Consider the following 21,284-nt stretch of genomic DNA (forward strand, 5'->3'; position numbering starts at 1 on the left):
CTCTGCCCTTGCAGGGTAGAGTTCTCTAAATATCGAATGATCTATGGCATTCAAGAAAAAATCAAAAGCTAGTCAGGATATCCCTACTTCAGCACTCCCTGACATTATTTTCATGCTGTTGTTCTTCTTCATGGTGACAACAGTAATGAGAGAGTCTGACTTGTTGGTAAAGAACTCGTTGCCAAATGCATCTCAGCTGACAAAGCTTGAGAAAAAGTCTTTGGTTTCGACGATCTACATCGGTGCACCGAAAGATACTAGAAGATACGGAACAGAACCTCGTATCCAGGTAAACGACGTGCTAGTAGAGCCAGATCAGATTCCTCTGTTTGTAATGCAGGAAAAAGATAAGTTGTCTGAAACGGAAAGAGATAAAATTACAATGTCTCTGAAAGTTGACCGCGAGGCTAAGATGGGTATCGTAAATGACGTTACGCAAAAACTTAGAGAAGTAAACGCACTGAAAGTAAACTATTCTGCTTCAGGTAAGGATAGAAGAGACTAATTCAGTTACGAACTTCAATTTCAAACCACTTGTACATTAGGTTTTTCCTATGTATAGGTGGTTTTTTGCTTTAAAAGAGAGTGTTCAGTAAAATAGCGTTTTGTTAAAATGCTTTTTTTATTAACAATAATTGTGATATAATTAAGAGATGATTGTAAATTGCAGTGAAAATTGTTAACAATCTTAAGCTTAATCACAAAAAAGGAGGACACTTGGCAAAACCATTAGCACAATCCATTAAACCAAACGTTGTATTGACCATGTCAGACAAGGTACAGGAGCAAGTTAGTAAGATCAGAGGGACAATTCTGGATGTCAAATCCATGCTATATAACCAGCTTGTATTGGGTAAAGAGCGGTTGGCTGAGGCTAACTGCCAACATAAAAACCTGATACAAACGCTTAAAGAAGTCTTGTTTTGTAAACTTGATAATGCTGATTTATGCCAACTGGTAGTAGATCACATTGTAATGGGAGAGGTGATCAAACTTAGCCAAGGGTTTGAGATCTTGTCCAATGATTCACTGTACCTAAAAATGGATCAGTTGACAGCTACACTGATTGATTCAGAAAGTCAATCTGTACAACTGAAAGCAGTGACCACATCGATTACTGACCTGCAACTGGAAGGATATACAGATGATGAGCTTAAGACGATCCTTCAAACAGCTCTGGTAAAAGAGAAAACATCAGCATTACCCCCTTACTTCAATGGATTGATGCAACTGATCTATCACAAGCACTTTGGGAAATTGCCTGATGATGATTTGCATTATTTATATCCTTCCTATTCAATGCCTGCTTTCCTGACTCATAAAGCTGAGAAAGCGACATTTATTTGCCATGATTTGATTGTGTACTATTGGACGCTTTGCCATCAGCCAAACAATAAAGCGTGTTTCGGTAATAGTTTGTCCTTTTACAACTTTGGACCTGATGGAGATCAGCAATCTCTGTTTTGGGGCGGAGACAATCACCTTGAAAAACTTTCAGAGGTGTTGTCCAAGCCCGTTCATGTGCTGTTAGGTACCTTGAATGACCTAAATGCCGGCATGCGTCCATCACATCCGGAATTGGTAAAGGATGTCAAGAAAAACTTTGGGGAGCGTATTGCAAGGTCACCTTTGCCAAGTTGGTTGCAGTGGGCAAAACAGAAACTTCATGGAGAGGGTTTGCTGATTGTTAGAGGTGATATTTCCTTAGCAGGGCAGCAAGAGTACCTTGAGTTGAGAAAACTCGCTGAGAAGCTTTGTGCAGCTGTTTACGTACAGGCAGACAAAGAAACGAATATGGTCTTGTATGCCTTTGTTTTTGAGAAAAAGAAAAGCAAGTCAAAAGTCTTTTTCTCAAAAAGCCATATGGAGGACTTTGAGGCTGTACCTAACGATAGCTCCGATTGGTGTACATTGCTTTCTTTTGATTTTGAGAATTTCCTTCCTTTAATCAGTGAAAAAGAAAACAGTATTTTCCACCAAAAAGCAGAAGGGTTACAGGTCCCAAACAAAGGATGGTTGCTTGATTTTGATAAAACGGTTCTGGAAAAGAAAGTACAGTTATTTATCAATGAAAAGTCGCTGAAGAGCAAAGCAAATAGCAAAAGCACTTTGCCCCTGAATAATAAGCCACCAATGGTATTCAGAAAAGAGAATATCAAACGTGTTACAGTAAGTCCATTTGTAAGGAAATGGGCTTATTTGGATACGGAAAGTGGGCAAAGTCAGTATAATGAATTGTCCAACCAGCCCATGTTGGCGTGGATAGCAGAGAAAGGCAAAGTTTCAGCCTTGATTACAGATGGTCTGACACTGTCGGATTATTTTGAGAGAGGTCAGCAAGGAAGCTTCTTTCCATTATACAGGTCTGTTGAAGGAGAAAAGCAGGAATGGAATATTACTTCTTGGGCTTTTAAGCAGTTCCAGAAGTATTATGGAGCACCACTTCAGGGAAGTGCCTCATCTCAAATATCCCCGCAACATATTGAATGGTTAAAAGACCAGACAAGTAAGTTGGGTGTATTCAGTCAGCAGATGCCTGTTTTACATAAGTTTACCCGTCAAATGGTAGCGCTTTTGGATAGTGAGCCTACAGATGCATTTGCAGAACAGTTAAACACATTGATTGGTCATTACTTTGATAAGCTTAAAATGCTTATGAAAGGTGCCAAGGAGCGAAGAAAGCTGTTTGAGGGAATTTTGAATATCCTTTCTTCAATGGAGGCCTACCTGTATGATGCTGATAGCACCCGAATAGAGGCAAAACAGAAGCTTGAAGCAATTACACATGAGAATATCTTCTATTATGTGATTGCAGTATTGCACCACCCTGACTATCAAAGAATCTTTGCAAAGGAGTTAGTGGCTGTAGTGCCTCGTATTCCAATGCTGAAAGATTTTTGGAAATGGGCTGAAGCAGGTAAGTCATTGGCTGCTTTGTATCTGAACAAAGAAGGAGTACGACCTTATCCACTCCAAATTGAAGATGATATCAAAGGTGTTAGAGGTTTTAGGATCAAAGACAAAAAAGTACAGCTAGGAGATGGGGTACTGATCAGTGAGTTGCCAGAAGAAGTTTGGGATTTTAACTTTGGGGCTTCGAATATGTTAGAAAACCTGTTATTGCAATACCGTGAAAGAAAGCCTTTGGACAAGAGCTTGGCAACGTTTTATCAGGATAAACTGACAGAGCAGCGGCGCCATGAAATTGTGAGGTCTGTACAGCAGGTGTGCCAGTTACAGCAGGAGATCAAAAAGATATTGCCTGTTACCCTGTTTGAGGAAAAGAATAAAACCATTACGCTGAAGCGTAGAAAGGTTGGATAACAAAAAAGGAATGGAAATTATTACTTCCATTCCTTTTTTATTGGCTAATACAATGGTTGCTTAAGCCGCATTAGCTACTTCTTTTTCTTTTTCCTCTGTTTTACCAAACAGGGAGATTGCAGTCATTACAATGGCTGCTGTGAGTCCTAGTAATAGCATTGCTGCAGAAGGTTGTGCCAACCAGCTAAGTGACTCTTTTGCTGCACCTGTACCTCCTAAGCCTGGAGCCCTCATTCCTGAAAGTAACCAGAAAATGGAATAACCGAAGCCGCCCAATCCCAAGCATGCTGCACAAATTGCTCTATAAATTGAAGCAACACTCAGGAATGCCAAGACAGCTATAACAGCCAATGAGGCTGCACCAATCGCACCTCCATGCAAGTGAGCACGTTTGAAGTACGCCCAACTCTTACTTACAACGGCATTCATTTTAGCCTCATCTCCTTGGTATTGCTCTGTAAGAGCAGCTTTTCCTTCACTTTTAAGATAACCCTTCAAGTCATCTTCCATTGCGCCAAAAACACCGCCCATTCCAAATCCGAACAGAATGGTAAGCATACTCATCAGAATTCCTATTCTGACCTCTTTAAGTTTGTTGGTGATATGTGTTTGCATTGAGAATATTAGATTAGTTTTTTAATTGGTTATAAAAATTGGAAACTCAGATTTAGGATGAGTAGTTCATGTGTGGAAATTTACAAGCATCAGGAACTGATACTTCCACATGACCTTTTACTTTAGCCTGACACATCAGACGCTCATTTTCTTGAAGCCTACCCATTTCTCTGAAACGGATTTCAGCTTCTGATAGAGATGCAAAATTATCAGCGCCATCTTCAATAGTAGCTTTGCAGGAAGTACACCTCCCATTCCCACCGCAAGCATACATCCAGTCGATCATTTCTTCCTGAATGGCTTGAAGCGCATTTTCGTGCTGTTCAGCGACATTTACTTGTTTGTTATCTAAGTTCTTGATCAGTATTGATGGCATTGTTTGTCAATGTTTATAGGCTGATAAAAAGAATGAATTCAAGAAAATATAGCATTTATTGCAAGTTTGAACCCAAAAGTACAAAACATGACCCTATGTTTGCATACTATTTTGAGTATGTTTAGCATTAATAGAATAGAAACAAGTTGAAAAATTGAATTAAATTCTTTCAGAATTCCTATTTCATGGCACAGAGTATGTCTAGAATAGGATATAAGAGACTTGACTAATCACGAATTTTCCTATAATTGAACTTTAGGTAATTATCAGTAAGTTAGGCTTTTGAATTGCTGAAGTAAAATGCCAGTAGGTGTTCGAATCATGTAACCAGCCTATGATTTTTTACATAAAGAAGTAATTGTCGTATTATATTAACTGTTTGGAGAGCAATTAAACAGCATAAGTCTATGAACTTAAGACCAGATCTGACATCGATTAATCAATATGCAGATAAGTTTGCAAACACTGTTTGCGAACAGTTTTTTCAATCAAATTCAGAAATCACAGGGAAGCAGATTCTGGAGCTTACCGCTGCAGAACAGGTTAACCTGTTTGTTGTCAGAAGGATTTTTGAAACATGGCAGCAGGAAGCTGTTCGTATTCAAAGTCCATATTTCAACTTTGCAGATCCAGCAGTGAAGAAGGCATTCAGCCAGCTGATGAACGAACTTTCAAGAAACATTAGCATCAGTCGTGAACATTTTCAGCCTTTGCTGAAAGATGCTGTGCAGGATACATTAATGCTTTTAGTATCTCCTGCTGACTTCTATGCTACCTTCTTGAAAAACCAAGGTGAGGAAATCCCTGTAAAGCAGTACTTGAAGCCTCTGTTTTTGTATATCAAGCTTTATGGCCATATCTCAACAGCGATTATGTCTGAGATTGAAATGAGTACTGACAGAAATATTTCACTGGCAGCAGCATTGAAAATTGCTGCGCGTCATTGCCATACAGAAGTGGAAATTGCTGATGAGGTAATTGGACAGCTGAGTAGGGTAGTGTCTTTGGCTTTGCATACTATGTTTATTCAGGATGAAAGCTATGATGGAGTAGATCAAACTTCATCTACTGAAGAGGTACCATCAGCTTTGAACTTTGGTGCCAACTTTTTTGAAGCAGACGACCAGCCGGCTCCTAGTAAGCCAGTATCAGCTCCTGCACCTCAACAACCTGTGCAGCCTGTAAAAAAAGAGGAGACTGAAGAACATGATATCATAGATGAGTCTTTCCATCAGGTAGCGATTGACCCTCATGAGGAGCAAATCGTTCGCCAGTGGGCCAATGAAGTTTCCAGTGAGAATGACCATCAGGAGAGACGTACTGTTAGTCGTGAGGAGCCTAAAGAGGAATTCCCTTTTAAGGAGCCTGAGTATAAGTCGCCAGAATATGGCGCTCCATCGTTTGGTGAAAGAACAGCCGAAAAGCCTGAGCCAACAAAAGAATATACGCCAAGCTACCAGCAGGAAGAGTATGTTCCTGAAGTGCAACAGCCTGTTGCTGATCCAACACCAGAGGTAGATGAGAGCCAATTGCCACTTCATGAGCGTTTGTCAAGAAATTCATCTGTTCAGGAAAATAGGCCGTTGACCTTGCTGGAAAAGATTAGACAGGGACAGCAACCAAACCGTAAGGATTTTGCTAAATCAATTCCGCTGAACAAGAAGATTCTTTTCCAAACTGAACTGTTCGGTGGTAACCAACACGAATTGGATCATGCTATTCAGGTAATCAGTGAAAGTGAAGATTACCACTCAGCCTTGCAATTGCTGAAAGTTAACTATGCTAGAAAATATGCTTGGGATTTTACATCAGAAGCAACCGTAGAGTTTTTCGCTTTGGTAGATGAACAATTCTAATACAATAGATATTTAAATATGAAAGCCCTTGGAGCATCGCTTCAAGGGCTTTTTTATAGTAAAATAATTACAATGCTTACTTAGGTTGTGTAACAGGTAACATGATTTCGAAAACAGTATATGAGTTCGGGTTTTCAGTAGTTCTCAGTTGAGACTCTACTGCAATGATACCATGATGTTGCTGTACGATACCATATGAAATGGAGAGTCCTAGCCCTGTTCCTTCTCCTACATCTTTGGTCGTAAAGAAAGGCTCGAAAACCTTGTCTAGAATGGAACGGGGTATTCCCTGACCATTATCCTTGAACCTGATGCAAACTTTCTGGGCTCTGGAATTGTATAAAGTACTGATATAGATATGCCCATTTTCATCCTCAAGCGCCTGAATTGCATTATTGACAATATTCATAAATACCTGATTCAGTTTACCAGGTAAGCACTCGATTTTAGGTAAGTCGCCGTAATCTTTTTCAACCGTAATATTCTTTTTCCTGATTTTGTTGTTGAGGATGGTCAGGGTAGACTCAAGCCCTTCGTGAATGTCAGCAAGCTTAAAATCCTCTTCATCCATTCTTGAGAAGTTACGTAGCCCTTGTACGATATTCTTGGTTCGCTCAGCACCTTCCTCTATTCCTTTAATCAGGTCACTTAACTCTTGGATAATGACTTCCAGTTCAATTTTCTGAGAAAATGATTCAATGTCGGCTAGCTGTTGGTTGATGTTGCCATTGCTATCCAATGCTTTTACTCGGTTGATCAATTGAATCAAGTCATCCATATCTTCCTTCAGCGGTGTGATATTGGAGCTGACAAAGTTGATAGGGTTGTTGATCTCATGGGCGATACCGGCTGTCAATTGACCTAGAGAAGCCATCTTTTCAGAGTTGATCAACTGAGCTTGGGTTTGCTTCAGGTCTTTCAATACCTGATGCAAATGTTCATTGGTCATTTGAAGGCTTTCGGATTGTTGCCTTAGCTCTTCTTCTGATGTCTGAATCTCATTATAGGCATACTGCAATTCCTGTTTATCCTTTTCCCGTTCGCTTAACATCTTGTTAGCCATTTGAGATAAGGAGCGGAAATCATCATAAAACAATCTTTCCTCGTCAATTTTGACATGGTCCTTTGATGCCTTTTCAAAGAAGCGGGCAAACTCATTCAAACTTCTGCTGACGTTGTCGGTTACTCGCTTAATTTGCCACCATAATACAGCTATCAAAGCAATGGCAACCAGCACAATCTTTATGATATCTTTACTGACATTATTATTGAGTTCCTTTTTCTTTTCAGCGATGGCTACATCAAGTACATCGGTGTAAACACCGGCACCTACAACCCAATTCCATTCAGGAAAAATATTGATATAGGAAATTTTATTGACCAGTTCTTTCTGCTTAGGTCTTTGATACTTGTAGTAATAGAAAGATCCTTTGGAAAGCGACTTGGTATCTGCTATCAGCGTCTCATTACCATGATCGTCAAAGACAACAAAATTAGAGATGTCAATTGGGTTGTTGATCAGCACCCTGTTTTCTTGAAGGATAGAGTGGTTTCCCTCGTGTACAAAGATATAACCATCATCACCAAAGGAGATGGAAGCTAAACGTTCTAGGATACTGTGTTTGAGGTCGTGCTGTACATCGTCAAGGTATTCTCCTGTAATGATAAGTAAGTCGAGTGGTTCAAAATATTTGACAAATGAATATTTAGGGAAAACCTTGTCAGGGGCAGAGTTTGGCTTTTTCCAAAGGTAGCTGTGAAAGCCTTCTCCTTTTTCCTTGCCAATGCGAATCATTTCATCAATAAGGGCAAGTCCCTCTTTTGTGTGCACTTTGAATGTACTGGTCTCATTCAGCTCAGGGATGGTCTTGTTCAGGATGATTTCTTTGCTTGTACGTGCCAATACATAGTAGCCTCGTCCTTCGCTGAATTGAACAGAGGAGAGAGAGGTTTTGACAATATTTCTTAGCTCGTCGTCACTTTTCTTGCCATGATATTCCTTGTAAACATTATCCACAAGGTTATAGGCAATTTCAACCCGCTTTTGGAGTACAGCCCTTAGGTATTCAATATTTCGTTTTTGCTGATCTTTGATGTAGGCAATGGTATTGTCAACCTCTTCTTTGACCAACTTTTTTTGTCTTTCAACTAGATCGTATTGGAGTTGACCTGTTTCGTGCTGGAAGTTTCTAATTTCATTGATACTCCACATACCGACAATCAGTAAGATTGCAATACTTACAAGTGAAATCACTGGAATAAATACAGCACGGGTAAGTGTTTCTCCTTTTTTATTTCCTCTATCTATACTCATAGTTTGTTTGTCTTGCATCAGGTAGAGCAAATGGTCATGAAACGGGTGGGCATAAGTAGGAAATATTCGCAAAATGCCTTAATCAATTTAACCATTTATCCCTTAAAAGTACGTTGATGCTCTTCTGATTCTTGCTGTTTCGGCATATTTCCAAGTACTATAAAACTATTATGGACTTGACTTACAAAGTAGTTTGTAACTATACCAACCGAAGAACTGCTAACAAAATTATGTAAATATTATATAAATAATAGGGAATGTTTAAATAAGGATTGTGAAATAAAGAACTGTGTTGGAGGTGGATTTGTTGAAGCAACGTAAAAGCTGTACTTTTGCAGGCTATTATGGCTGAGGACATTCTCTGACAAAACGATATTACTTTGAAAGCGAGAACACTTAAGAAAAATAAAGTGAACATTATCACGCTCGGTTGTTCCAAAAACCTGGTGGATTCCGAAGTGATCATGACACAGCTGAAAGGCAACGATATTGAGGTAACACACGAAGCAGAAGATGATTCTGCCAATATTGTCCTGATTAATACCTGCGGTTTTATTGACAGCGCCAAACAAGAGTCTATTGATACGATTTTACGTTATGCACAAGCCAAGACAGAAGGCCTAGTGGATAAGGTATATGTTTCTGGTTGTTTGTCTGAGCGTTACAAGGAAGATCTGGTAAAAGATATTCCAGAGGTGGATGCATTTTTTGGCACAAGAGAAGTTCCAAACTTGCTGAAGGCACTGAATGCTGACTATAAGAAAGAGCTTTTGGGTGAGCGTCTGATTACTACAGACTCTCATTATGCTTACCTGAAAATTGCAGAAGGATGTGATAGACCATGTTCATTCTGTGCTATTCCATTGATGCGTGGTAAGCACGTTTCCACGCCGATCGAGACATTGGTTTCTCAGGCTGAAAACTTGGCTGCTAAAGGTGTGAAAGAGCTTTTGCTGATTGCACAGGATTCAACATACTATGGACTGGATCTTTATGGTAAGCGAAACCTTGCTGAGTTGCTTGAAAAGCTTTCTGAAGTGGAAGGAATTGAGTGGATCAGACTGCACTATGCATTCCCGACAGGGTTCCCTGAAGACATTTTGGATGTAATGGCTGAAAAGCCAAACATTTGTGCCTACTTGGATATTCCGTTGCAGCACGGTTCTACAAACATGTTGAAAATCATGCGCCGTGGTACTACCCGTGAGAAAACGGAAGCGCTGATTCACAAGATCCGTGAAAAGGTTCCAAATATTGCCATTCGTACGACACTTATCACTGGTCACCCTGGTGAGACAGAAGAGGACTTTGAAGAGATGTTGAGCTTTGTAGAGCGCATGAGATTTGAGCGTCTGGGTGTATTTACTTACTCTCATGAGGATAATACGCATGCGGGTACTATGGAAGACAATGTCCCTGAGGAAGTGAAGCAGGAGCGTGCCAATATGGTGATGGACTTGCAGGAAGGCATTTCAAGAGAGATTAACGAAGAGAAAATCGGGACAATACAGAAGGTTTTGTTTGACAGAATCGAAAGTGGCTACTATGTGGGGCGTACAGAGTTTGACTCTCCAGAGGTAGACAACGAAGTACTGGTACCTATTGAGGAGAATACTTATATCAGAATCGGTGATTTTGCTAACGTAAAAATTACAGATGCCTCGGAATTTGACCTTTATGGTGAACTTGTGGATTGATTCAATACTTGATATAAAAGTAAAAAGGGTTCTGGTTTAATTTCAGAACCCTTTTTTTATACCAGTTGGTTACACTCTCTTGTAAAATACATCCCCAGTAAGCTTAGTCTGATATTAGCAGGATAGAGGATCTCAGGTTCCTGCTCTGTAAGCCATTTGGATTGGTCAATCTTAGGTCTTGCATATTCAAGCAAGCCTAAACGGTGAATATTTTCCAAGGCGATTTCTGCATCCTGATAGGACATGTGCAATTCATTGACATACACTTGAAGAAAGAAAGCTTTATTGAAAAACGTACGTTCGTTGTTGAACTGAATGAAAGAGTCTTCAAACAGGAAGTCAAGCATCTTCAATTCTTCATAGGAAAGCTGTCTCAATAGCTCCATAAAAGTGTAATGACTCTTGATCTGATTGGTAGCAGTAACCGCATTGGCTAGTAGTACTGCCCATTTTTCCTGTACCCTTTCATCATATTCAAAGCTGCAATGTTCCAAGAACGCATTAAGCGTTTTCAGTTGAATTTTTCTGAGAGGTATCCCAAACTCTCTAATCAATTGCATGGTCCGTGTCAGAACGGTTTCCTGATTGTCTTCACGCCACTGAGCAAAAGAGTGAAATGTTCTTGAAGGAGCTTCAACGATGTTCTGAATAAAAATTAGTGACTGACTGCTTGGCATCGTATTATACAATTTGAATCCTAATGGAGGATAATTCCTGCAAACATAAACCTTTCTGAAGTATAATCAATTGAATGGTTTTGAAGTTTAAACTAAAACATTATATTGTGATAAATGACAATATTACACTTATCTACTGTAAATATTAAGATATGGAGCAAATAATAGGAATAACCCTCATCAGCATGCCTTTTATCTTTGCGGGAAGCCTTCTGTGGTTTATGGCTTCAGGAGGAAAAAAAGTAGAAGTCAAGCCAGTTCCAGTAAGGGTGAATGAAAATAACCCTTATCGTAAGTAATAATATTATAAAGCAGAATCTAACTGACTGCATACTAATCATACAGTTTTACAAGTCTGCCAACATCAAAAGCGAGCGTGAGACATTCACAGCTCGCTTTTTTTGTGTTTATTCAGCCAGAATTTTCTCAGTAATGGCTTTCATGACTTCAAACTTTCGATACCCAATTGTAATGGCATATAAAGTGTCGTTATGCATAAGGGCAATAGTCGGGAAACTTTTTACACCAATTTTCTCAACCCATAGAAACTCATCACGTGTTTCTTTTCTGATTTCATCCGAATTGAATAATGCGGAGAACTGTTCAAAGTCGACGCCATACTTCTCAACGATGGATTTATAGGTGGATAAGTCGTTGGTATCTTTTCCTTCAGCATAAAAAGCTTTCTGAACATCCTTGAAGAAAGAAAAAGACTGCTCTTCATTGAACATTCTGAAGGTGACAACCGCTCTGCAGGGCTTTTCTGTATCATAGACAAAGCTCTTCTCCGTGTTGAGTAGTTCAAAGTCAAAAGGCATTCCTGAAGATTCATGAACATGTACCCAGTGTTTTTTGACTTGCTGCTTGAGTGGTTGTCCCATTGGGGTAGTTTCGCCTCTTCTGAGTCCTCCTAAAGCTATTTTGAAGTCAAACTGGTCGCCAAAGTAATCCTTCAGCTTTTTTATTTCAGGGATGATACCATAACACCACGAGCACAGAGGGTCCCCAATATATAGTAAAGTGTTGTTTGCTATCATTTTTATCTCGTTTTGGTCAGACAGTTACCTATTAAAACAATTACAGTTACATCTTGTTCAATTTGCTATTCCTCAAAAGAGTTGTCGCCAGCAACTACAGCAGTGTCCTGAAGGTACTTATCCAGTATATTGTAAAGGTGGTCACGGATATTTGCCGCTTCATTGGCTAATGGAATCCCTTCCAGATACTGATGCAATGCCAATACAGTAGAACGGGGGATGTGCATTCGGTGTACCTTATGACCTTCCACCATACTGATGTTGAATTTGCTTTGATAAAGCTCAATGAAAAGCTGATGGTCAATACGGTCAGGCATTTCATAACGGTAGTGCGTAACGAAGTTAAGCAGCAAATTCTGAAGGAAACGGAACTCTGTAGCCGAAAGTTTGAGAAGCAGTTTTTTCATACGGATGTCAGTCGAATCTAATTTCAGACTCAAAAATAGAATAGGCAATTGTAAACAGTGTGGAAATGGCAAATAAAAAGCCTTGAAGAAACTGAACTCCTCAAGGCAATGTCTATCTAGTTTTGCTTTTCCAGCTTAGAATGGAATTCTTTCAGCAATCAATAAGATTGAGATACTGCCAGTCGCACCACTGATTAACATATTCCAGTCTCTTTCTGTCAGCCTAGCCAAGCCTACCAAGACAAAGTTGGCAAGGATTACAACCAAAACGATGGCAATTTGTCCCAGTTCCAAACCGATATTGAATGAAAGAAGTGGGAAAAGGATGCTTTCATTCTTGTCAATCATTGGTGAGAGGAAGTTGGAAAAGCCCAATCCGTGAATTAGTCCGAACAGTACCGTAATGATATAGCGGAGCTTGTTGCTTTGAGATCTCTGAATACTTCTGCCATAGGTATTGGCAGATGGAGAATTGTGGAAAATATTGCCAATGCCTGTCAGAAGGATCGTAACAGGAATCAAAAACTCTACCCATGCAGTATTAACCTGAACAAACTTAAGGGATGCCAATGCCAATGTGATGGAATGTCCTAGTGTAAAGGCTGTAACCAGAATCAGGATTTTCTTAGTATCTGTAAAATTGAAGACCGCCATCAATGCCATGATGAACAGAATATGGTCATATCCATTGACGTCTGTGATATGCTCAAGGCCAAGTTGAATGTAGATGCTAAGGGATGACATGTAGAGTTTTTGGAAAAGTGATAAATAATATTAAAATAATTAAATGCAATATAGTTAAAAATAGGTGTTACATCCTCTCTGAGTTTTGAAAAAAGGTTAATAAAGTTAGTGTTGGCAGATCAAAAAAAGAGAGAAACCAAAGGTGGCTTCTCTCCAAATTATTGAATTCAATACATTTAGCTTTTGGGAAACTTATAATATCAATCTCTTAGTTTATCCAGCAGCATGTTCAGCTGTTTAGCTTCCTCTTCTGAAAGGTTGTTGTAAATCCCAATCAGTGCTTGATACTGCTTGTCTACTGTTTCGAGAAGATCGAGACCAGCCTGTGAAATAATCACATCTACCAGTCTTCTGTCTGTTTTACAAGTTTCTCTTTCTACGAGTCCTTTTTTGCTAAGTCTGTCCACAAGTCGGGAAGTGTCAGACATCTTGTCAATCATTCTGTCCCGAATGATTGAAGTACTGATAGGGGAAGGGTATTGCCCTTTAAGAATACGCAGGATATTGAATTGCTGAAGTGTGATGTCAAACTGATTGAAGTAATCTTTCAGTTTGCCCATAGCCCAACCATGTGTGAAAGTCAGGTTTACACTGAGTTTTTGCCATTCATCCTTGAATTCTTTTTGCTTTATCTCCTTAGCAATTTCCATATCATCAAATCATTAAAAATAAAAAAGTAAGTGTAAGTAGTTGTTTCATATTTCTGGCAATCCGCTTGCGGAGAAAAATCCGAAGTTTGTTGACAATGAAGTTCTAATTAAAATACAAAGATTTGGTAAAGAATGTTTGCGAAGTGTCAACAAATGGCGTTGGAACAGTTATTCCTGCTCATCTGCATCCTTAACGATATAGACATCTTCTCCCGATCTTTTGAATAGGTATTTCTCTCTGGCAAACTTCTCAAGTTTGTCAGGGTCACTCGAAAGTTCTTTCATATTCTTCTCCAGTGCTTTGATCTCTTCTTCGTAATAGACCTTTTGTTCCTGAAGCCCCTTTTCTCGTTCTTTTAGGCGATTGATACTAAGCAGGTTGTTGTTGTCAAAAAAGGAAACCCATACTATGAAAAAAGTGCCAGTTATAACATAGATATTCTTCAAGTATTTGACATAAGGAGGTATTGGTTTGTTGCGTTTCATTTTCATTCTTAAAATGGGTTTCTGTGAAACAATTCAGACCTCCGGCTTTAAGGTTACCGGAGGTCTGTATTTTATACCATTGCTTCCGGTTACGGTTTAGATACCTGCTCCAGTTTTGAAAGTGACAGGTATTTGGTATGTATTGTTTTCTTGATCGACATCAGCCATACGACCTGAAGGATCTATTGTAGCTGACTTGACCGCTTTTCCTTTTACTTCAATTGTATAATGAGGGTGCGTCCAAGGCCAGTCTTCTTTTACTGTTCTGTTGATGCTTTCGTCCTCATTGGCTTTTTCGCCACGCATGATTTGCAGTGGGATATAGAACATTTCTGAGCTACCGTCTTCATACTCTACCAATAGGTCGATAGGCATTGGCATTTTACCTACTCTTTCAAGTGTGATGTAAGTATCATTTCCTTTGATATTCACATTTTTGATACCATAATCAATTGTTTTGGTTGTATAAACGAAGTACTCGTTGTACCAATCCAGTTCCAAGCCTGAAACTCTCTCCATGATGCGGATAAAGTCATTTGGATTAGGGTGCTTAAACTTCCATTCAGCATAATAACGCTTCATGCCTTCGTCAAAAGCTTTTTGACCAACTACGTAGCTCAATTGGTGCAAGTAAACAGCGCCTTTAGAGTAAGCAGCGATACCATAGTTACGGTTGGTATTGTAGTGGTCTGCATGTGTGCTTAGTGGTTCTTCCTCACCAGAGTCAACCAGATAGAAATAGTTTCTGTAAGAACCTGCATGAGTATCTTCTCCCATATCCAGCACATAACGGTCTACCTCATTGCCAACATAAGAGTTGAAACCCTCGTCCATCCATTCATGAAGACTCTCGTTTGTAGCAAGGATAAACTGGAACCAGCTGTGGATCAGTTCGTGTGTAGATACACCAACAAGGCTGTTGATATTACGCTGACCTGTAATCAAAGTCATCATACCGTACTCCATACCGCCGTCACCGCCTTGTACAAAGCTGTAAACATCATATGGGTAGTTACCAAGACGTGTATTCAGGTAAGCAAATACTTTGTCCATAAAACCAGGAAGCTGTTCCCACTCTTTGTCAATCCCTTGGTCTTTCTTCCAGAAGAAGTGCATTTCAGGACCGTTGGTAGCTTTTACCACCTTGTGGTTGTACTCAGGGTCTGCTGCCCAAGAGAAATCGTGCACGTTTGGTGCTTTGAAGTGCCATGTAAGCTTACCGTTTTTAGGAGAGCTTTCAGCATCACCATTGTATCCGTGGCCTACTTCTTTTGCATTTTGGATATAACCAGTTGAAGCTACTACATAGTCAGCGTTCATTGTCAGTTTCACATCGTAGTCACCCCAAGGAGAGTAGAACTCTCTACCAACGTAAGGGTCTGCATGCCATCCTTGGTAATCGTACTCAGCCAGTTTAGGGTACCATTGTGTCATTGAGTAAGCTACACCTTCGCTGCTGTTACGACCTGAACGACGAATCTGAACAGGTACCTGACCTTCAAATTCCATATTGAATGTTACTTTGCTATTCGGCATGATTGGCTTGTTCAACGTAACTTCCAGTACTGTACCTACTACTTGATACTGAATCGCCTTGCCATTTTGCTTAAGTGAAACGATTTTCTGGTAGCCAATTTCTTCAGGACTTAGCTTAGAAATTCTGTCACCAACTCTTCTGTCTGGATCTTTGATTGTTCTTGAACGAACATCCATCATACTGTTAGGCTGGAATGCATTGAAGTACAGGTGGTAGAATACCCTACTCAATGTGTCAGGAGAGTTGTTGGTATATACAATCTCTTGTTTTCCTGTGAAACGGTGTGTGTTTACATCCATATCCACTTCCATTGTGTAGTCAGCACGTTGCTGCCATCTGTCTGGTTGTGCGAATGCAACACTTACGATCAGTAAGGAGACAAGCGTAAAAAATGTTTTTCTCATGATTTATTTTTAATTGTTCCTGAAAAATTGACTAGCCACTTCCTGAATGAAACAGCAAGGTTTGGTTTAACTTGATTTAGTATCAGAAAATCAAAAATAAATAAAATTGTATGGAGGATAAATCCAAAACATAAGAAAGGTGAAAAAAATGGTTGTACGGATGGATAGCAGGATGAATAGCAAGACAGGATTGACAATAAAAAAAGGTTTTAGAAAACATTGAGTGTCTTCTAAAACCTTTTTTGCAAACAGTGTAAGCGCATCTTTTCCGAAGACCAGAAGCGAACTTATACCGTTACTTTATTTTTGTGACGCGAACAGCATTCATTCCTTTCAAACCTTTTTCAAGTTCGAAAGAAACTATATCTCCTTCGTCAATTTGGTCTATCAAGCCATTGACATGAACGAAATATTTTTCTTTTGTATCGCGCTCTTTGATAAATCCGAATCCTTTGTTGTGGTTGAAAAATTCAACCCTACCTGTCATTGTCGGGTCTTCGTCTTCTTCAGACTTTTGAGGAACGCCAATAGAGATTGATTCTGGATCAATTTCTTCTTTCTGAGATGGATCTGGCGGAGTGTCAACGATATTTCCATATTCGTCTACATATGCCATCATGCTCTCCAAGCTACCACCTTGTGAGTTGGCTTTGCGCTCTTCGCGTTTCTTTTCTTTTTCCTGACGTTTTTTCTGACGTTTTTTTTCTTTTTCTTTCTTGCTAAATGTTTCTTGAGATCTGCCCATGCAGTAAATGTTTAATTAAAAATTAATGAATAGATGAGAATGCAGCATCGCACTGCAATAGATTGAATACCTAAAATAGGAAAGGAACTTGGCAGGAATATCCGAAGGGGTTTGACCTGAGAAGTGCTTACTTGTTGGTACCTTATTTAGCAAAGGTACAATAATTAATTGGAACGACTCAATTTCCATCGTTTTTTACTGTTAAGAGACATCATTTTAGGTTTTTTGAAGTGCTTTGCTCTTGATTTTTTGCCGAAAGACTGATTAAACCAAGTATGGGACCCACCGCAAGGAAGACATATAGAAATTTTGCGTCAATAGTTTCATGGAGCAAACTGATCAGTTGTATGCTGACAATTGTAATGGCAAACCCAAGGCAGTTGACAATTGTAAGGGCGGTGCCTTTAGAGGACGCAGTGGCATTTTGAGCAACCAAGGTCGAAAACAGTGGTGAATCTGCAATGACGACTAGTCCCCAGAAAATAAGGAATGAGATTAGGACTGCACTTGAGTTCATGTAAAAGATAACAGGAGAGGTCAAGCAGCATAGGCAAGATAAAAGTAAGGCGTAAAATGCGGTTTTCTTAACTCCGACAGATTCAGAAATATATCCCCCAACCATACACGCCAGACCTCCCAACCCTATAATCAGAAAGGAAAGCAAAGGTATATTTAAAGCGCTTTCTGGGTGGACTTTTTGAAACGACTGAAGCATTACAGGAACAAACGCCCAAAATGCATATAACTCCCACATGTGTCCAAAATATCCAAATGCAGCAGATTGGAAGGGTTTGCTATTGAACACCTTGAAGAGTAAGGATAAATCTAGTTGCTGACTGCCAGACCTATAGGGACCATCAGGGACGAATAGTAACATCAGAACTCCACCCATGGCAGCTATTGCAGAGGTAAAGAATATGACAAATCGCCAAGGTAGGTCACCTGTAAAGTTTTTGAGTAGGTGAGGGAAGGCTGTTCCAAGTACTAATGCCCCGACCAAAAAACCTAACGACTTACCTAAGCCTTTTTGGAAATAATCGGCTGCTATTTTCATTCCTACTGGGTATATGCCCGCTAATGTAAAGCCCGTTAGAAACCGGATAATGAACAGGCTGCCAAAACTGTTTCCATCCCAAATAACGCCCAAGTTGAATATAGCTCCCAAGATAGCACAAACAAAGAACACCCGGGACGGAGAAAATCGATCAGCAATCGTCAAAAAGGCAAATACCAAGGTGCCTGAAATAAAGCCAAACTGTACAGCAGAAGTCAGATGTCCCAAGGCTTGGCTATCTAAGCCAAAGCTTTTCGATAAGTCGGTCATTACCCCATTTCCTGCAAACCAAAGGGAGGTACAACAGAATTGGGCTATCACAATTAAGGGTAATATCCATTTACGGTCTTTCATGGGAGCAGGAGTTTTCAACAAATACATATTGGGTCAATCTAATAATAATCCTATTGATGGTTTGTCAATAAGTAGCCACTTATTGGCAAATGAGATGGATTTAATCCCTTATTATATGTAAATAGCAGTTCAAGCTTTTTAACGTATATATTTTTTCGTTAGCTAAAATATAATAAATCCAATCAAAGAATTGTTTTCGATATTTTTCAATCAGCAAGTCAGCTGTGACTTTATTGAAAGCTATACATGTAGGAAAGTACAAAAACTATCAACCAAACAGACAATCAATGGATCAAGACAGAATCAAAAGCTTCAAAGAAGCACTGAGTGCCTCTCCCGATAACGAATACCTCAAGGTCATTCTGATTCAGGAGCTGATAAAGGAAGCCCAATACGACGAAGCTATCTCCATGCTGATTACACTGATTTCAAAAGATGAAACCAATTGGAAATACAAGTTGTGGCTGGGGAAATGCTACTTGGAGAAAGGTGACGTGAGTATTGCTTCAGTGATCTTGGAGGAATTGCTTCAACAGTATTCTGAAGAGGCGGAAGTATGGGTATTGCAAGCCAAACTCTATCTAAAAGAAGACGACTTGGTTAAAGCATCAAAAGCATATCAGCACGCTAAATCACTCAATGAGCAGGTAAGTGATAAAGCGTTGGAAGAAGCAGTTAAGATGCCTCAACACGGAGAAGCGGTTTCTGACAAATCTTTTGGGGAAGAAATTGAGGAAACGATTCTGTCCTCAGGAAAAGAGGGTAAAGTGACTTTTGAGCATGTAGGAGGAATGGAAAAGGAGAAGGAGGAAATCAGGGTCAAGATTATTCATCCACTGAAACATGGTGATTTGTATGCGGCTTATGGTAAGAAAATAGGCGGCGGAATTCTTCTTTATGGACCTCCAGGTTGTGGTAAGACGCATTTGGCAAGGGCAACAGCAGGAGAAATCAATGCCAACTTCCTTTCTGTAGGATTGAATGATATCCTTGACATGTACATCGGTAACAGTGAAAGAAACCTGCATAGGTATTTTGAAGAGGCAAGGGCTATGGCTCCTTGTGTACTGTTTTTTGATGAAGTAGATGCTTTGGGTGCAAGCAGAAGCGACTTGAAAACCTCAGCTGGTAGGAATTTGATCAATCAGTTTTTGTCTGAGTTGGATGGTGTACAGACCAATAATGATGGTGTCCTGATTTTAGGGGCAACAAATGCGCCTTGGCATCTGGATGCTGCATTTAGAAGACCAGGCAGGTTTGATCGAATTATTTTCGTGTCACCACCTGATGCGGCTGCAAGGGAAGACATTCTGAAGGTATCTCTGACAGGGAAGCCCGTAGGAGATATTGACTATGGCAAGATTGCCAAGAAAACAGATAACTATTCAGGTGCTGATATCGCTGCCTTGATTGATTTAGCTGTAGAAGATAAGATCAGAGAGGCGATGAAGTCGGGTGTACCTGACCCGCTGTCAACCAAAGACCTGTTAAGCCAACTGAAACAGGTGAAGCCATCTACTAAAGAGTGGTTTGTAACCGCCCGAAACTATGCGTTGTATGCCAATGAGTCGGGTATTTATGATGATATTTTACAGTACTTGAAGATTAAGAAATAAATAACCCATGGATGCTGCACAGAACCTGAAATACGCTCTTGTTTTAATAGAGCAGAACAAATTCAAAGAAGCAGAAAAGGAAGCAAGAGAAGCGATCTCAATAGAACCAGAGAATGTAGAGGCAATGCAGTTGCTGATACGGGCATTAGTAGGACAGGACAGAATTGTAGAAGCGCTGGAAGTGTCAGAAACAGCAGTGAGAACAGACCCAATGGATAGTTTCTCATTGTACCTGAAAGCAATTTGCCTTACAGCAGACCATCGTGAAAAGGAGGCCTTGAAAACGTTGGAGAATGCAATAGCCATTACGCCTTACTTTTCCCAGCTTTTTTCATTGAAAGCAGAGTTGTTGTATCAAAAAGCAGATTTTGAAGGTAGTCTGGAAGCTGCCAATAAAGGGCTGTCATTGGATGCAAGCTGTGTGGACTGTCTTAACTTCAGGGCTAGGGCGCTACATAAGTTAGACAGGCATGATGAGAGTTTTGAAACGGTGAAGGAAGCACTGAGTGAAGACCCTGAAAACAGCTTTACATTTATCAATATTGGTTACAACCAGTTGGAAAAAAGGCAGTATGCTGAAGCGCTTAAAAGTTTTGAGGAAGCTCTAAAGCTGGATCCTGAGTCAGAAATGGCTAAGAGGGGGATGAAAAATGCCATCAAAGCCCAGAATATATTCTATAGTTGGTGGCTGAGCTTTTCCTTTTGGCTCTCTAACCTCAAGCCCAGTGTAAGTTGGGGGATTCTGATTGGAGCCTATTTTCTGATGCTGATAATCAATCGAAATAAGGAGCATTTGACTTTTATAGAGCCTTTGCCTACAATCCTGGTTACGACCTATATGATATTTGCATTGGTTACTTGGCTGATATCACCTATCTCAAATTTGATGTTAAGGTTTCATCCAAGCGGGAAGTATCTATTGAGTGAAAAAGAAGTGAAACTATCCAATTGGACGGCTGTCTTGATAGTTATTGCTTTCGTTGGAGCAGTAGTTTGGGGGCTTTCTGCCAGTGCCTATTTCTATAATATTGGTTTTATACATATGTGCTGTGCCATTGCTTTTATCAAAGTGGTAGGGGATTTGACCATTGATGGCGCAGAGAGAAGAAACCGAAAGATCAGGCGGGCAGCAACAGTGTTAGGTATCTTGGTAGGGATAGTTAGCTTTTGTACTTTTCTGCTCCCAGCGTATGGTGGGCTAATATTTGACAAGGTAGCTTGGGTTTTTCTAGGATATCAGTTTTATAGTGGTTACCTGGATTGAGAAGTATTGAAATACTAAGATTCATAACCTAACTAAGCTTTTCCCGTTTAGATAGAGGCTAAGAATTAAAGTTTATGTTGTCAGGTATTGAGAATTGCTATGACAACTATTTTTTATCATAAATCAA

18 protein-coding genes are annotated in these 21,284 nt (G+C 39.8%); 6 read left to right on the forward strand and 12 right to left on the reverse strand.

Annotated elements, in window-relative coordinates:
- Positions 1-43 precede the first annotated feature (43 nt).
- Together V6R21_RS12425 and V6R21_RS12430 are read left to right on the forward strand one after the other, a co-directional pair.
- A complete protein-coding gene (locus V6R21_RS12425; protein WP_334243938.1) occupies positions 44-505 on the forward strand; it encodes an ExbD/TolR family protein in 462 nt (153 codons plus the stop codon).
- Between the two features lie 212 nt (positions 506-717).
- Complete coding sequence (locus tag V6R21_RS12430) at positions 718-3,324, forward strand: type ISP restriction/modification enzyme (protein ID WP_334243939.1); 2,607 nt, start codon at positions 718-720, stop codon at positions 3,322-3,324.
- Between the two features lie 60 nt (positions 3,325-3,384).
- Here V6R21_RS12430 and V6R21_RS12435 read toward each other — a convergent pair whose 3' ends face one another.
- A complete protein-coding gene (locus tag V6R21_RS12435) occupies positions 3,385-3,939 on the reverse strand; it encodes a hypothetical protein (protein ID WP_334243940.1) in 555 nt (184 codons plus the stop codon).
- Between the two features lie 52 nt (positions 3,940-3,991).
- A complete protein-coding gene (locus V6R21_RS12440) occupies positions 3,992-4,315 on the reverse strand; it encodes a 2Fe-2S iron-sulfur cluster-binding protein (protein ID WP_334243941.1) in 324 nt (107 codons plus the stop codon).
- A 407-nt stretch (positions 4,316-4,722) separates the two neighbouring features.
- Here V6R21_RS12440 and V6R21_RS12445 point away from each other — a divergent pair, with 407 nt between their 5' ends.
- A complete protein-coding gene (locus V6R21_RS12445) occupies positions 4,723-6,171 on the forward strand; it encodes a hypothetical protein (protein WP_334243942.1) in 1,449 nt (482 codons plus the stop codon).
- Positions 6,172-6,247: 76 nt separating this feature from the next.
- Here V6R21_RS12445 and V6R21_RS12450 read toward each other — a convergent pair whose 3' ends face one another.
- Positions 6,248-8,485, reverse strand: a complete 2,238-nt coding sequence (locus V6R21_RS12450) for a sensor histidine kinase (protein WP_334243943.1) — start codon at positions 8,483-8,485, stop codon at positions 6,248-6,250.
- 380 nt (positions 8,486-8,865) lie between these two features.
- Between V6R21_RS12450 and rimO the strand changes: the two genes are divergently transcribed.
- Positions 8,866-10,182 carry a 30S ribosomal protein S12 methylthiotransferase RimO gene (rimO, locus tag V6R21_RS12455; RefSeq protein ID WP_334243944.1) on the forward strand — a complete coding sequence of 439 codons (1,317 nt, stop codon included), beginning with the start codon at positions 8,866-8,868 and terminating at the stop codon, positions 10,180-10,182.
- Positions 10,183-10,238: 56 nt separating this feature from the next.
- Here the strand turns inward: rimO and V6R21_RS12460 are convergent, their stop codons facing one another.
- The 9 genes from V6R21_RS12460 to V6R21_RS12500 all read right to left on the reverse strand — a co-directional run bounded on the left by V6R21_RS12460 (position 10,239) and on the right by V6R21_RS12500 (position 18,277).
- Positions 10,239-10,859, reverse strand: a complete 621-nt coding sequence (locus V6R21_RS12460) for an Abi-alpha family protein (RefSeq protein WP_334243945.1) — start codon at positions 10,857-10,859, stop codon at positions 10,239-10,241.
- 407 nt (positions 10,860-11,266) lie between these two features.
- Positions 11,267-11,896, reverse strand: a complete 630-nt coding sequence (locus V6R21_RS12465; protein WP_334243946.1) for a DsbA family protein — start codon at positions 11,894-11,896, stop codon at positions 11,267-11,269.
- Between the two features lie 65 nt (positions 11,897-11,961).
- Complete coding sequence (locus V6R21_RS12470) at positions 11,962-12,303, reverse strand: hypothetical protein (RefSeq protein WP_334243947.1); 342 nt, start codon at positions 12,301-12,303, stop codon at positions 11,962-11,964.
- A 135-nt stretch (positions 12,304-12,438) separates the two neighbouring features.
- Positions 12,439-13,047 (reverse strand): HupE/UreJ family protein, encoded by a 609-nt coding sequence (locus V6R21_RS12475; RefSeq protein WP_334243948.1) that lies wholly within the window; start codon positions 13,045-13,047, stop codon positions 12,439-12,441.
- 200 nt (positions 13,048-13,247) lie between these two features.
- Complete coding sequence (locus V6R21_RS12480; protein WP_334243949.1) at positions 13,248-13,697, reverse strand: MarR family winged helix-turn-helix transcriptional regulator; 450 nt, start codon at positions 13,695-13,697, stop codon at positions 13,248-13,250.
- A 168-nt stretch (positions 13,698-13,865) separates the two neighbouring features.
- Positions 13,866-14,189, reverse strand: coding sequence for an FtsB family cell division protein (locus V6R21_RS12485; protein ID WP_334243950.1), 324 nt, complete (start codon positions 14,187-14,189; stop codon positions 13,866-13,868).
- Positions 14,190-14,279: 90 nt separating this feature from the next.
- Positions 14,280-16,124, reverse strand: coding sequence for a M1 family metallopeptidase (locus V6R21_RS12490; RefSeq protein ID WP_334243951.1), 1,845 nt, complete (start codon positions 16,122-16,124; stop codon positions 14,280-14,282).
- Between the two features lie 295 nt (positions 16,125-16,419).
- Positions 16,420-16,869, reverse strand: a complete 450-nt coding sequence (locus V6R21_RS12495; protein ID WP_334243952.1) for a cold-shock protein — start codon at positions 16,867-16,869, stop codon at positions 16,420-16,422.
- 211 nt (positions 16,870-17,080) lie between these two features.
- Positions 17,081-18,277, reverse strand: a complete 1,197-nt coding sequence (locus V6R21_RS12500) for an MFS transporter (protein WP_334243953.1) — start codon at positions 18,275-18,277, stop codon at positions 17,081-17,083.
- 287 nt (positions 18,278-18,564) lie between these two features.
- Here V6R21_RS12500 and V6R21_RS12505 point away from each other — a divergent pair, with 287 nt between their 5' ends.
- Positions 18,565-19,893 (forward strand): AAA family ATPase, encoded by a 1,329-nt coding sequence (locus V6R21_RS12505; protein ID WP_334243954.1) that lies wholly within the window; start codon positions 18,565-18,567, stop codon positions 19,891-19,893.
- Positions 19,894-19,900: 7 nt separating this feature from the next.
- Positions 19,901-21,157: a tetratricopeptide repeat protein gene (locus tag V6R21_RS12510; RefSeq protein ID WP_334243955.1), complete on the forward strand. Its 1,257-nt coding sequence runs from the start codon at positions 19,901-19,903 to the stop codon at positions 21,155-21,157.
- Positions 21,158-21,284 lie beyond the last annotated feature (127 nt).

The sequence above is a fragment of the Limibacter armeniacum genome (assembly GCF_036880985.1).
GTDB lineage: Bacteria > Bacteroidota > Bacteroidia > Cytophagales > Flammeovirgaceae > Limibacter > Limibacter armeniacum.